This is a genomic window from Streptomyces sp. CA-251247, from assembly GCF_050952975.1.
Lineage (GTDB): Bacteria > Actinomycetota > Actinomycetes > Streptomycetales > Streptomycetaceae > Streptomyces > Streptomyces achmelvichensis.
In genome coordinates this window covers 3,054,387-3,067,886 of sequence record NZ_CP191861.1, presented here as the reverse complement: position 1 = coordinate 3,067,886, position 13,500 = coordinate 3,054,387, and the positions used below count along the sequence as shown (strand labels likewise).

The 13,500-nt window shown below is 72.4% G+C and carries 10 protein-coding genes and 2 tRNA genes; 8 read left to right on the top strand and 4 right to left on the bottom strand.

Translation table 11 applies throughout. The annotated features are described in order from the left end of the window. The first annotated feature begins 1 nt into the window (after position 1). Positions 2-700 (top strand): class F sortase, encoded by a 699-nt coding sequence (locus ACQPWZ_RS13380; RefSeq protein WP_433571429.1) that lies wholly within the window; start codon positions 2-4, stop codon positions 698-700. Between the two features lie 54 nt (positions 701-754). Here ACQPWZ_RS13380 and ACQPWZ_RS13375 read toward each other — a convergent pair. Beyond that, a tRNA-Lys gene (locus ACQPWZ_RS13375) sits at positions 755-828 on the bottom strand. Between the two features lie 191 nt (positions 829-1,019). Here ACQPWZ_RS13375 and ACQPWZ_RS13370 point away from each other — a divergent pair. The 7 genes from ACQPWZ_RS13370 to ACQPWZ_RS13340 all read left to right on the top strand — a co-directional run bounded on the left by ACQPWZ_RS13370 (position 1,020) and on the right by ACQPWZ_RS13340 (position 11,475). Then, positions 1,020-2,345, top strand: a complete 1,326-nt coding sequence (locus ACQPWZ_RS13370; protein WP_433571428.1) for a peptidoglycan-binding protein — start codon at positions 1,020-1,022, stop codon at positions 2,343-2,345. Positions 2,346-2,431: 86 nt separating this feature from the next. Next, entirely contained in the window at positions 2,432-3,586 is a 1,155-nt protein-coding gene (locus tag ACQPWZ_RS13365) for an SPFH domain-containing protein (protein WP_433571427.1), read from the top strand. A gap of 130 nt (positions 3,587-3,716) precedes the next feature. Further along, positions 3,717-4,304, top strand: a complete 588-nt coding sequence (locus ACQPWZ_RS13360; protein WP_313946156.1) for a lytic polysaccharide monooxygenase auxiliary activity family 9 protein — start codon at positions 3,717-3,719, stop codon at positions 4,302-4,304. 32 nt (positions 4,305-4,336) lie between these two features. Beyond that, on the top strand, positions 4,337-6,001 hold the full coding sequence (locus ACQPWZ_RS13355) for an AMP-binding protein (RefSeq protein ID WP_433573814.1): 1,665 nt from the start codon (positions 4,337-4,339) through the stop codon (positions 5,999-6,001). A 200-nt stretch (positions 6,002-6,201) separates the two neighbouring features. Next, positions 6,202-7,539 (top strand): sensor histidine kinase, encoded by a 1,338-nt coding sequence (locus ACQPWZ_RS13350; RefSeq protein ID WP_433571426.1) that lies wholly within the window; start codon positions 6,202-6,204, stop codon positions 7,537-7,539. Further along, complete coding sequence (locus tag ACQPWZ_RS13345; protein ID WP_433573813.1) at positions 7,512-8,171, top strand: response regulator; 660 nt, start codon at positions 7,512-7,514, stop codon at positions 8,169-8,171. Before ACQPWZ_RS13350 ends, ACQPWZ_RS13345 begins: the two co-directional genes overlap by 28 nt. Before the next feature lie 148 nt (positions 8,172-8,319). Then, positions 8,320-11,475 carry an amidohydrolase family protein gene (locus ACQPWZ_RS13340; protein WP_433573812.1) on the top strand — a complete coding sequence of 1,052 codons (3,156 nt, stop codon included), beginning with the start codon at positions 8,320-8,322 and terminating at the stop codon, positions 11,473-11,475. Between the two features lie 90 nt (positions 11,476-11,565). Here ACQPWZ_RS13340 and ACQPWZ_RS13335 read toward each other — a convergent pair. From ACQPWZ_RS13335 to ehuA, 3 genes are all read right to left on the bottom strand, one after another. Further along, a tRNA-Lys gene (locus ACQPWZ_RS13335) sits at positions 11,566-11,639 on the bottom strand. A 109-nt stretch (positions 11,640-11,748) separates the two neighbouring features. Continuing rightward, a complete protein-coding gene (locus ACQPWZ_RS13330; protein ID WP_313946159.1) occupies positions 11,749-12,507 on the bottom strand; it encodes an IclR family transcriptional regulator in 759 nt (252 codons plus the stop codon). Positions 12,508-12,679: 172 nt separating this feature from the next. After that, positions 12,680-13,492, bottom strand: coding sequence for an ectoine/hydroxyectoine ABC transporter ATP-binding protein EhuA (gene ehuA, locus ACQPWZ_RS13325; protein ID WP_340477851.1), 813 nt, complete (start codon positions 13,490-13,492; stop codon positions 12,680-12,682). Between the last annotated feature and the right edge of the window lie 8 nt (positions 13,493-13,500).

The following is a 13,500-nucleotide window of genomic DNA, read 5'->3' as shown; positions in this document are numbered from 1 at the left end:
CATGGGGACCGGCGAACGGCCGGCGGGTTCCGGCCGCATGCTCACCGGCGTGGCCTGGGCCGTGCTGCTGCTCGGACTGTGGCTCTGGGGTCGTGAGGTCTCCGGCGGCCCCGGCGGGAGCTCAGCCCCCACCACCGGCGATGTCGCGGCCGTGGGGCGCCCCCTCGGTGTGCCGCTGCCTCCCGCCCACGACCCGGTGGAGCCGGCCAGGCCCCATCGCGTGGACATCCCCTCCATAGGGGTCAGCGCCGCCGTCGTGCCCCGCGGCCTGGATGCCACCGGGGCCGTCGATCCGCCGCCCTATTCCATGCCGCAGACTGTCGGCTGGTTCGACGGCGGTGCCCAGCCCGGCGCAGCGGGCCCTTCCCTGCTGGTCGGCCATGTGGACACCGAGACCAAGCCGGCCGTCTTCTACGGTCTGAGCGCCGCGAAACCCGGTGAGAAGGTGCGGGTGACCAGGGAGGACGGGTCGGTCGCGGTCTTCACCATCGACGACGTCCAGGTCTTCGGCCGGGAGCGGTTCGACGCGCAGGAGGTGTACGGCGCGCGTCAGGACGGGCGGGCCGAGCTGCGGCTGATCACCTGCGGCGGCACGTTCGACCCGGCGACGAAGGCGTACACGGCCAATGTGGTCGTCTCGGCCTATCTGACCGGGATGACGACGGGCCCGGCCGCTGCCCGGGCGGTCGACGAGCGCTGACGCGTCCGGACAGAGCGAAGGCCCCTCACCGGTGGTGAGGGGCCTCGCTGTGCGTGCGCCGCCAGGGACTCGAACCCCGGACCCGCTGATTAAGAGTCAGCTGCTCTAACCAACTGAGCTAGCGGCGCCTGCTGACCTGGAGAACTTTACCGGATGACGGCGAGTGCCTCCGACCATTATCTGATCGCTCCCGGCCTGTCGGATGGTCGTTTTTTACCTTTGGTCCGTCAAAATGCGACTAGTCAGGACAGTTGGGGCATGGGCGCACCCCGTGCGTCCGTCCCGAAAGATCTTCACTAGTAGTGCGGAGGGGCCAGGTATGACGGTGCCGGTGTTCGAGGAGTACGAGCCCGCCCCGGACTGCGACTGCCCGGGCTGCGCCCAGCAGCGCCGAGCGCTCGCCGCCGGTGAGCACCCGGCGGCCCACGGATGCCGGAAGGCGCTCGTCCTCGTCACCGCCGCCGGTGTGGTGCTGGGCGGCGGGGGCGCGGGGGCCGCGCACGCGTCGGCGCCCGCGGCCGGCCGGGCCCACCCGGGGATCTCCGGGCTCGATGCGGCGATGATCCCCGCGGACGATCCGGACAGCGAGCAGGGCGGCAGGGGCCCGCTGCACGGCAGGCCGCTCGCCGGCCCGTCCGGCAAGCCGGCGACCACCCCCGAACTCCGGAAGACCACCCGGGCCGAGATCATCAACCGCGCCAAGAAATGGCTCGCCGCCAAGGTCCCGTACAGCATGGAGGCGTACTGGTCCGACGGCTACCGCCAGGACTGCTCGGGCTATGTCTCGATGGCGTGGAACCTCGTCGGCAACGAGTGGACCGGCAGCCTCCACCAGTTCGGCACCCGCATCACCCGCGAGGAGCTCCAGCCCGGCGACATGCTGCTCTTCCACAACCCGGCCAATCCGACCAAGGGCTCGCACGTCACGCTCTTCGGCGGCTGGACCGACTACACGCACACCTCCTACGTCGCGTACGAGCAGACGAAGCCGGGCACGCGCAAGCAGGCCACGCCCCTGGCGTACTGGACCAACTCCGACAAGTACATCCCCTACCGCTACAAGGGGCTGGGCGGGGTCACGACCACGCCGGGCTCCTCGGCGACCGAAGCGTTTCCGGGGGCGGCCGTCTTCGGGCCGGGGAAGAACAACAAGCACGTCACCGACCTCGGCACGATGCTGGTGGCCAGGGGCGGCAAGCGGTTCTACACCGAGGGCCCGGGGCCGCGCTGGGGCGAGGCGGACCGCAGGGCCACCCAGGCGTTCCAGCGGGCCCAGGGCTGGCGGGGCGCGGAGGCGGACGGGCTGCCGGGCGCGCACACCTGGCGGCTGCTCGCCGGCGGACAGGGCAGGAACATCCCGGCCGCGGGGACGGCCGGACCGGGCGGGTCCGTGACCGCGCCCGCCTTCCCGGGCCGCGGCCACTTCCGGCCGGGGCAGTCCAGCGCATACGTCACCCAGCTCGGCAAGCAACTGGTGAAGCGCGGCTTCGGCAAGCACTACACGACCGGCCCCGGTCCGCGCTGGACCGAGGCGGACCGGCGCAATGTCGAGGCGTTCCAGCGCGCCCAGGGCTGGCGCGGTGCCGAGGCCGACGGCTACCCGGGGCCGCGCACCTGGAGCAAGCTCTTCGCCGCGGCGCGCTGAGGACCGACGTGACGGCAGGACCCGGGCCCCGGCGCGCCGAGGACCGGCGTGACAGCAGGACGGATCGACCAGCGGAGGCGGCAGTCATGAACACCACGACCCCGGAGACCGACGGCGGCGCTCCGTTCGACGGGCCTCGGCACACCCCGGTCATCGCCCAGGAGGCCACCACCGAGATCCCGGTGCACCTGCTGTTCCGCGACGACGACTCCGCGCCGATCGCCCTGCGGCCCGCCGTGGTCGGACGCCGGCAGGGCACCGGGGAGCAGCCGAGGATCGGCCGCAGGACATCGGCGCCCCGGCCCGCCTCCGCGCCCCTGCGGCCCCCGCCGCCCGTCGACCCGGAGCTGGCCGAGCGGGCCGGACCGGTGCTGCCGGGCTGGACGGGGCTGGTGGCCGGGGCGTGCGCGCTCGCCGGGATCGGAACGGTGCTGTGGGGTGTCGGGGTGGTGCCGGCGATGGTGACCCGGATGTTCCGGGTGACCGCGCAGCCGTACCACGGTCTCGGTCTCGGCCTGTGGTGCCTGGTCACCCTCGGGGTGCTGCTCGCGCTCTTCGCGCTCGGCGGTCTCGGCCGCGGACAGGTGGGTCACGCCTGGGTGCTGACGCTGTTCGGCGAGTACCGGGGGAGTGTGCGGCGCACGGGGCTGGTGTGGATGAGCCCGCTGCTGCTGCGCCGACGGGTGGACGTACGGCTGCGGCACTGGCGCAGCGAGGCGATGCCGGCGGTCGACGCGGACGGCACCGCGCTGCGCGTCGTCGTCCTGGTGGTGTGGCAGATCAAGGACACCGCGCGGGCGGCGCTCGGTGTGGAGGACCACGAGGAGTACTTGAGTGAGCAGGTGGAGTCGGCGATGGCGCGGGTGCTCTCGCAGCTTCCCGCGGACGCGTTCCACGAGGACGCTCCGACGCTGCGCAACGCGGAGGCCGTGGGGGCCGCGCTGACGCGCATGCTGCTGGCCGAGTGCGCTCCGGTGGGGATCGAGGTCTTCTCGGCCCAGCCGGTGGGGATCGAGTACGCGCCCGAGGTGGCGGCGGCGATGCAGCGCCGGCAGATCGCGGCGATCGACGCCAGACACCGGGACAGCGTCCTCACGTCGGTGGTGGACGCGGTGGACGACACGGTGACCCGGCTGACGTCGCGCGGCCTCGTGGAGCTGGACGACTACGAGCGCAAGGCCCTCGTCAAGGACCTCACCGTTGCCTTCTACACGGGCCGCTCCGGGTCAAGGGAAGGTTAGCTATTGGTCTGGACATGGTGAACTCTGGTCAATACATTGGGTGTTGGTCTAGACCGGAACATGCACTACCGCACAACCGCACGCGTGCAGCACGGCTCGTTGAACTCCCCCACGTTCCCTGGAGCGAAGCATGCGCAAGAGGATTACTGCGGCCGCTGTCGGTCTGCTGGTGACGGGCGCGACCGTACTCGCCACCGGCAGCGCGAGCAGCCACGGCTACACCGAATCACCCATCAGCCGCCAGAAGCTCTGTGCCAACGGCACGGTGCAGAACTGCGGCAACATCCAGTGGGAACCGCAGAGCGTCGAGGGGCCCAAGGGCTTCCCCGGCGCCGGTCCCGCCGACGGAAAGATATGCGCGGGCGGCAACGGCCAGTTCGCGCAGCTCGACGACCCGCGCGGTGGGGCGTGGCCCGCCACGAGGGTCTCGTCGGGTCAGAACTACACGTTCAGCTGGCGCTTCACCGCCCGGCACCGCACCACCGATTTCAAGTACTACATCACCAAGAGCGGCTGGAATCCCAGCCAGCCGCTGACCAGGTCGGCGCTTGAGTCGCAGCCGTTCCTGACCGTTCCCTACGGCGGCAACCAGCCGCCGGAGACCCTGTCGCACAGCGGCAACCTGCCGTCGCGCTCGGGCAAGCACCTGATCCTCGCGGTGTGGACCGTCCACGACACGGCGAATGCCTTCTATGCCTGCTCGGACGTTCAGTTCTGACAGGTTGTCAGTTACCGTGCGGCGCCATGGGAATCACAGGCACGAGCACCGTCGCGGAGCTCGTCCAGCGCCAGTGGGGTGATCACCGGGTGGGGCTGAGGGACCGGAGCCGGGTCCTCAGCCACCATCAGGTGGCCGCCGGCGCAGCCGCACGCGCTGCGCTCCTCGTGGATCTTCTGCCACGCGGAGCGGAGCCGCACCTCGGGGTACTGCTCGACAACACCCCGGAGTTTCCCCTGTGGCTCAGTGCGGCGGCCTTGGCCGGGGCCGCCGTGGCGGGCATCAACCCGACGCGCCGCGGGGCGGAACTCGCCCGCGACATCCTGCACACCGACTGCCGGGTGCTCGTCACCGAACGCACCCACCTTCCCCTCCTCGACGGGCTGAGCCTGCCGGGGATACGGGTGCTGGTGACCGACACCGACGCGTACGGCGATCTCCTCGCCCCGTACGCCGCCGCGAAGCCCGGCGACGCCGTCGTCGGGCCGGTCGGGCCGCGCAGCAGAATGCTGCTCTCCTTCACGTCCGGTTCGACGGGCGCGCCCAAGGCGGCGATCTGCTCGCAAGGCCGGCTGGCGGCCGCCGGCGCTTCGCTGGTGGCGCACTTCGGCGTCCGTGAGGACGACGTCCACTACATCTGCATGCCGATGTTCCACGGCAACGCGGTGATCGCCGACTGGGCTCCCGCGCTGGCCGGCGGCGCGGCGGTGGCGCTGCGCGACCGCTTTTCCGCGTCCGGATTCCTCGCCGACGTACGGGACTTCGGCGCGACCTACTTCACGTATGTGGGGCGGGCCGTGCAGTACATCCTGGCCACGCCCGCCCACGACGACGACCGCTCGCACCGGCTGCGCCTGGGCTTCGGGACCGAAGCGGGACCGGTGGACGCGGCCCGCTTCCAGGCGCGGTTCGGGGTGCGGCTGGTCGAGGGCTACGGCTCCTCCGAGGGCGGGGCCGCGATCCAGCGCACCCCCGGCACCCCGGCAGGCGCCATCGGACGGGCGGCCGCGGGCGAGGACCTGGCCGTGGTCGACCCCGCGACCGGTGACGAGCGGCCGGCCGCTCAGCTCAGCCCGGAGGGACGGCTGCTCAACGGGGGTGAGGCGATAGGGGAGTTGGTGAACCGGGGCCCGAACCCCTTCGAGGGCTACTGGCGCCACCCGGAGGCGGACGCGGCACGGCGCCGAGGCGGCTGGTACTGGACGGGCGACCTGTTCTTCCGCGACGCGCAGGGCTACCTCTACTTCGCCGGCCGCACCGACGACCGGCTGCGGGTGGACAGTGAGAACCTGGCCGCCTCGATGATCGAGAACATCCTGGCGCGCTGGCCGGCCACGACGGGGGCGGCGGTCTACGCGGTCCCCGACCCGGTCTCCGGTGACCAGGTGATGGCGGCGCTCGCCCTGCCCGAGGGCCGGCCCTTCGACCCGGCGGTCTTCGCGGACTTCCTGTCGGCCCAGCCGGACCTGGGAACGAAGATGACTCCCCGTTTCGTACGGGTGCTCCCGAGACTCCCGGTGACGGCGACGAACAAGGTGCACCGGGTCGCACTGCGGCGGGAGGGCTTCCGCTGCGGGGACCCTGTGTGGTGGCTGCCGGAAGGCGAGGATCTGCACCGGCTGCTGACCGCGGAGGACGTGGCGGACCTGGAGCGGAGCTATGAGGAGCAGGGGCGCGGGGATCTGCTGGGCAGGTGAGGTGAGGTGAGGTGAGGTGGGCGGGGTGCCGGGGTCCGGGTGGGGCTGCGCGCGGGCGGGGCGGTCCTGCGGCTGGAGACCACGGCACGCACCCGCGCCACCCCGAACCGCCCCCGCCCGTCGCGGTAGTGCCTGCCCCACCACCGTCGCACCCTCTGGCCCGATGGCTTCGCCCGCACCCCGCGGCCTACCGTTGCCGCATGCCTCCTGCCGAGCAGCTCTTCCAGGCCCTGACCAGGCGTGACTACCTGGTGAGCCGATGGCCGTGGCGCGCTGCCGCGTATCTGGCGAGCAGTGTGCTCACCGGGGTGCCCGCTCTCGTACTGCTCTGCGTCGCCGGGGTGTTGTCCTTCGTGCTCGTCGGGCTGCCGCTGCTCGTGCTCGGCGGGCTGGGGCTCGCCGCCGTCGAGCGGCGGCGGATACGGATCGTCGATCCGGCAGTGGCCGTCAGCCCCCATCGCACGCCGGACGAACCCGGGATCGGAGCCTGGCTGCGGGTGCGGCTCACCGAACAGGCGACCTGGCGCGAGCTCGCCCACGCGCTGCTGCACGCGCTCGTGCTGTGGCCGCTCGACCTCCTCGCCGTGCTCGTCGCCGTCGGGCTGCCCGTCGCCGCCGTGGCCGCGCCTCTCCAGCTCGCCGTCGACGGACACGAGGCGCGGGTCGTCAAGACCGTGCTGGTCACCGGCTATCCGCAGGCCTTCGCCGCGGCGGCGGCAGGGCTCGTTCTCCTGGCCGTCCTCCTCTACCCCCTCGGCGCCTTCGCGGGCGCTCGCGCGGCCCTCACCCGTGCCCTGCTCGCGCCCCGTGAGGGTGAGCTGACGAGCCGTCTGCTGGAGGTGACCCGGTCCCGTGCCCGGCTCGTCGACGCCTTCGAGGCCGAACGCCGGCGCATCGAACGCGATGTGCACGACGGCGCCCAACAGCGGCTCGTCGCCCTGACCATGACGCTGGGGCTCGCCAGGATGGACGCTCCGCCCGGCCCGCTCGCCGACCGGCTGGCCCGCGCGCACGACGAGGCCGGACAGGTCCTCACCGAACTGCGGGAGCTGATCCGCGGGATCCATCCGCCGGTGCTCACCGACTACGGCCTCGGTCCCGCGCTCGCCGACGCGGCCGACCGGTCCGCCGTCCCCGTGGACACCCGTGCCGAACTGCCCCGCCTGGCCAGCTCCGTCGAGACCGCCGCGTACTTCGCCGTCTGTGAAGCGCTCGCCAACGTCGACAAGCACAGTGGCGCCCGCAGCGCCCGGGTCACCGCGGAGCACGGCCACGGGCGGCTCACCGTCGAGGTCCGCGACGACGGACGCGGCGGCGCCCGGCCCGCGGGCGGCAGCGGACTGACCGGCCTCGCCGACCGGATCGCCGTTCTGGATGGCACACTGACGATCACCAGCCCACCGGGCGGCCCGACCCTCCTGCGTGTGGAGATCCCGTGCGAACCGACTCCGGGCGAACCGAGCCTGCGCGAACCGATCCCGTGCGAACCGAGCCTGCGCCGACCGAGCCTCTGCGAACCGACCGACAGCTCCGGGTAGTTCTGGCCGAGGACAGCGTCCTGCTGCGCGAAGGACTGACCGGCCTGCTCGCCCGCTTCGGCCACGAGACCGTCGCCGCGGTGGGCGACGCGGAGGCGCTGCACACCGCCGTCGCCGAGCACACGCCGGACATCGTGGTCACCGACGTCCGGATGCCGCCCGGATTCCAGGACGAAGGACTGCGCGCCGCCGTCGCGCTGCGCGAACGGAACCCCGCGCTGCCCGTGCTGGTGCTCAGCCAGTACGTCCAGCGCACCTACGCGGCGGACCTGCTCGACAGCGGCGACGGCACCGGCATCGGCTATCTCCTCAAGGACCGGGTCGGCCGGATCGAGGAGTTCCTGGACGCGCTCACCCGTGTCGCCGAGGGCGGAACGGTCGTCGACCCCGAGGTCGTACGGCAGTTGCTGCGCCGCCGCCGGGACCCGCTGGCCGCGCTCACACCGCGCGAGCGCGAGGTGCTCGCGCTGGTGGCGGAGGGCAGCTCGAACGCGGCGATCGCCCGCGCGCTGGTCGTCACCGAAGCGGCGGTCGGCAAGCACATCGGCAACATTCTCGCCAAACTCGACCTGCCGCCGGCCGGGGACACCCACCGCCGGGTCCTCGCCGTCCTCGCGTTCTTGAGCTCATGAGCCCCGTACGGCCTCCTGCGCCCCGTCTGTTTCAGGGCGCATTGGCGTAATACCGGAGTGGCCGGCGATGGCCCGGGGAAGGTCCCAGACCTCCGAGACCTGGGAGCCCGCCGTGCCGCCCGTGCCAGCCGATGCGTCCGTACCGCCCATGCACCGCCGTCAGTTCCTCCAGACCGCCGCCGTGCTGGCGGCGGGAGCGGCCGGGACCGCGGGTGCCCTCGACACCGCCGCCGCGGCACCCGTCGCACCGGCGGCCGGCACGGCGACGGCGGCTCCGACGACCGGGCTGCACTTCACGGCCGCCACCAACGGCGCCGCCGCCCCCGCGTCCGGCGGACGCTTCGTCGCCGAGGTGCAGAACATCCTCTGGTCCGTTCCGGCCGACGGTTCCCCGGCGACCGCCCTCACCCGGCCCGACCTGGAGCCGGGCCGTCCCGTCTGCTCCCCGGACGGCCGGCGCGTCGCCATGGCCTGTTACCGGGGAGGCCAGTTCCACATCTGGACCATGGCCGCGGACGGGTCGGGACTGCGGCAGCTCACCGACGGCCCGTGGGACGACCGCGGCCCCGCCTGGTCGCCGGACGGCACCCGTATCGTCTTCTCCTCCGAACGCGGCGGCGACCCGGTCACCGGCAGCCCGTACCGGATCTGGACCGTCGAGGTCCGCACGGGACGGCTCACCCGGCTCACCGGTCTGCCCGGCCAGGACAACCCCGATGTGCCCTGGGAGGACTACGACCCCGTCTGGTCGCCGGACGGCGCCCGCGTCGTCTTCGTCCGCGCCCGCCTCGACTCCGGCGTCCTCAGGGCGCGCACCCTCGCCGCCGTCCCCGCCGCCGGCGGCGAGGTGACGGTCGAACACACCGAGACCGAACCGGGCAACCTGCTCACCCCCGCCATCTCCCCGGCCGGCCGCCGCGCCTGGCTGCGGGCCATCGGCTCCGCCACGCGGTACGAGCGGATGGTCCTCGTGGTGGACGGCCGACCGGCCGCCGTGGACGGCGAGATCGCGGGCGTCCCGCCGCGCTGGCTGGACGACGAACGGCTGCTCCTCACGGTCGGCGGCCGGTTCACCGTCGTACGGCCGCACCGCGACGCCCCCGCCGAGCACATCGGCTTCAGCGCCACCCTCCCCGTCGACCGCCCCGATTACCGGGTCAAGGCGTACGACTTCGAGCCCCGCGGCGCCCGTCCCGTACGCGGCATCCATCTGCCCGCGCTCTCCCCGGACGGCCGTTCCGTCGCCTTCGTCTCGCTCAACGCCCTGTGGATCCAGGGCACTTCGGCAGGCTCCCGGCCCCGCAAGGTGGTGCAGGCCGACCCGACGACCTACCTCCAGGGCCCGGCCTGGGCACCCGACGGCACCTCGCTGGTGTACGTCGACGACCGCGACGGCGGGCTGAACACCGTCCGCCGCCACGACCTCGCGACCGGCGCGGACACCGTGCTGGCGGGCGGCGGCCGGGTCCACCCCGCCCTCTCCCCGGACGGCGGACGCCTCGCCTGCCTCGACGTCGCGGGCAATCTCGTCGTCCGCGACCTGGCCGCCGGCACCGAGAAGACGCTGGCCGCGCCGATGGGCGGCGGCGGGCTGCCCGGCCCTCCCAGCTGGTCGCCCGACGGCCGCCACCTCGCCTACTGCGACCGCAACCGGCTCAACCGCCGCTTCCGCGAGGGCTACAACCTCCTCCGCGTCGTCGACACCACCACCGGCAGCTCGGCCCTCCACGCGCTCGCGCCGCACGTCTCGCTCTCCGACCGCTATGCGAGCGGACCCGCCTGGTCGCCGGACGGCCGCCATCTCGCCTGCGTCAGCGAGTCCGCGCTGTGGCTGCTGCCGGTGCGCGCCGACGGCACACCGGACGGTGCCCCGCGCCGGATCACCGACGAGGCGGCCGACCACCCGAGCTGGTCCGGGGATTCACGCACCCTGCTGTATCTGTCGAACGGGCGGCTGCGGCTGCTGGAGCCGGGCGGCCGTCCCCGTACCGTCCCCGTCCCGCTCTCCTACCGCAGGCCGGCCCCGATCGAGACCGTCGTCCACGCCGGCCGGCTCTGGGACGGGACGGGGTCCGCGCCCCGCGAGGACGTGGACATCCTGATCCGGGACGGCCGTGTCGCGGGCGTCGAGGCACATCGCCCCTCCCGCCGCGCCGCACGCAAGGTCGACGCTTCCCGGCAGACCGTCCTGCCGGGACTGTGGGACACCCACACCCATCCGTGGCAGTACACCTACGGTGCCCGTCAGACCGCCGTGTCCCTCGCCTACGGCATCACCACCACCGTGTCCCTCGCGGGCTTCTCCTACGAACAGGCCAGGCTCCGCGAGGACATCACCGCGGGCCGCCTCGCCGGGCCGAGACTGCTGACCACCGGTGAACTGCTCGACGGCTCCCGGGTCGCGTACAGCATGGGCCGAGCCCACGGCACGCCCGAGGGGCTCCAGCGCTCACTGGCCCGCGGGGCTGCCCTGGACTGGGACTTCGTCAAGACCTATGTTCGCGCACCCGCCTGGCTGATGTCGGAGGCGGCCCGTTTCGGCCACGAGCTGCTGGGGGTACGGTCCGGCTCGCATCTGTGCTCCCAGGGCTTCCAGACGGGGCAGGACCTCACCTCGCACCTGGTGGCGACCGAACGCGCGGAGTACGGCCACGGCGCGACCGCCGAGGGATTCACCCACCAGGACACCGTCGAGAACTACGCGAACGGCTTCCATCTGATCGAGACCCCCTTCACCGCGATCACCGTGCTCTCGGACCATCCGGGCCTGCTGGACGACCCGCGGGTCACCGCGATGATGCCGCCGTGGGACGTGCTCGCCCTGCGGGAGCGGGCTGCCATGCCTGTCACCGATGCCGAACGGCTCTCCCTGCGCCGGGAGTTCGCCACATGCCGCAAGGTGATCGCGGCGGGCGGTCTGGTCGCCCTCGGCACGGACACCCCGCTCACCCCCGTCGGACTGCACCTCCACCTCGGTCTGCGGGCCATGGTCGCCCACGGCTTCACCCCCGCCGAAGCGCTGCTGACGGCGACGGCGAACGCGGCGAAGGTCTTCGGGGCGCAGCGGGACCTCGGCACGGTCGAGGCGGGCCGGCTGGCGGACCTGACGGTGGTGGACGGCGACCCGTTCACGGACTTCGACACCCTGATGAACACCGCCCGCGTCCTCATCGCGGGCCGCAGCCACGAGCGCGACGCGCTGGAGGAGGTCTACGCCCGGCCGGCGGCGGAGCGGGCGGACATCGGCCATCCGCTGTGGGAGGCGGCGAGTGAGGTGATGCACCGCGAGGGCTGCTGCGGCTGACGCCGGGCCTCGGGCGCGGGCGCGGCGCACGAGGGGCAGAAACACCTCTGGGGCTTCTCGGTCGGCCGAGAAGCCCCAGAGGATCAGATGTGCGCCGCCAGGGACTCGAACCCCGGACCCGCTGATTAAGAGTCAGCTGCTCTAACCAACTGAGCTAGCGGCGCCTGCTGACGCGGAAATAATACCCGGTCCCCGGAGGTGCTCCGGACCGCCCGGGAGCGGGGCAGGATCCGGCGGCGGAAGGGCCCGGACGGCGGACCCCGAGTGCTGTCCTCAGATCGCGAGCGACAGCACCACCGGCGCCGCCCTGCGGTTCAGCGTGTCCGCGGCCGAGCGCAGCCGGTGGGCGTGCTCGATCGGCATGGACAGTGCCAGACAGCCGACCGCGGAGCCCGCCGTCAGCGGGACGGCCGCGCAGACCGTGCCCACCGCGTACTCCTGGAGATCCAGGATCGGGACCGTCGGCGGCTGGCTGTCCAGCTTGGAGAACAGCAGCTTCTCGCTGGTGATCGTCCTCGACGTCAGCCGCGTGATCCGGTGGCGGGAGAGATGGTCCCGGCGGCCGTTCTGGTCGAGCTGGGTCAGCAGGCACTTGCCGACGGCGCTCGCGTGCGCCGCCGAGCGGAAGTCCACCCACTCGTTGACCTTGGGGGCGCGCGGACCGTCGGCGTACTGCGTGATCTTGACCTCGCCGTCGATGTACCGGCTGATGTAGACCGCCGCTCCCACCGAGTCGCGCAGCTCGGTCAGCGTCTCCTGGAGCTTGGCCTCCAGCGCCTCCTGGCGCGTGACGCCCGAACCGAGAAGGACCAGGGAGTCGCCTATCACATAGGCGCCGTCCGCGACCTGCTCCACATAACCCTCGCGGCGGAGCATGGCCAGCATGGGAGCCAGATGGCCGGTGGGCAGCCCTGTCTCCCGGGCGATCTGGACGTCGGTGACGCCACCGCCGTGCTTCGAGATCGTCTCCAGGACACGCAGGACGTACTGCACCGAATGGAACGGCGCGGTCGGCTCCGGCTTCAGCGCCACGGTCTCCCCCTAGCAGGTCGTCACCGCAAGCTTCTCTACCACGATAGCGGTCAAGAGCCGCTGGAGGGGCGGCTGTTGGCGAGAATGATGGAGCGCCCCGGGGCTCTGCCCAGGGGCGCATCCGTCTGGCATATGCCCTTGTCAAGATCGTGGTCCGCGGACCACGGAAGGCTCAGAGCACGGCGCTCAGGAAGTCCCGTGTCCGCTCGTTCTCCGGCTCGGTGAAGATCTTGTCCGGGTGGCCGGATTCGATCACCTTGCCCTCGTCGAACATCAGTACGCAGTCCGAGATGTCCCGGGCGAAATTCATCTCGTGGGTCACGCACAGCATCGTGATGTCGGTGGTGTGCGCGATGTCCCGCAGGACGTCGAGGACTCCCGCGACGAGCTCGGGGTCGAGCGCCGAGGTGACCTCGTCGAGCAGCAGCACCTTGGGGCGCATCGCCAGCGCGCGGGCGATGGCGACACGCTGCTGCTGTCCGCCGGACAGCTGGCTGGGGTAGGCGTCGCAGCGGTCGCCGAGCCCGACCAGGTCGAGCAGCCCGCGGGCCCGCTCGTCCGCCTCGTCCTGGGACATGCCCAGCACATGGACCGGGGCCTCGGTGATGTTCCGCAGGACCTTCATGTTGGGGAAGAGGTTGAACTGCTGGAACACCATGCCGATGTTCTTCCGCACTTCGCGCACGTGCTTCTCGCCGGCCGGGACGAGTCCGCCGTTCTTCTCCTCGTGGCACAGATACTGCCCGTCGACCGTGATCGTGCCCTCGTCCGGCCTGGTCAGTGTCATCAGCAGCCGCAGGATCGTGGTCTTGCCGGACCCGGACGGCCCGATCAGCGTCACGTGCTTGCCCGGGTCGACGGTGAAGTCCAGCGAGTCCAGGACGGTGTTGGCGCCGAAGCGCTTGGTGACCCCGTCGAAGCGGATCAGCTCGCCGGTCGCCGGTGCGGTTCCGGTCGGGGCGGTGGTGGCTGCGGTACCGGCCACGGGGGCGT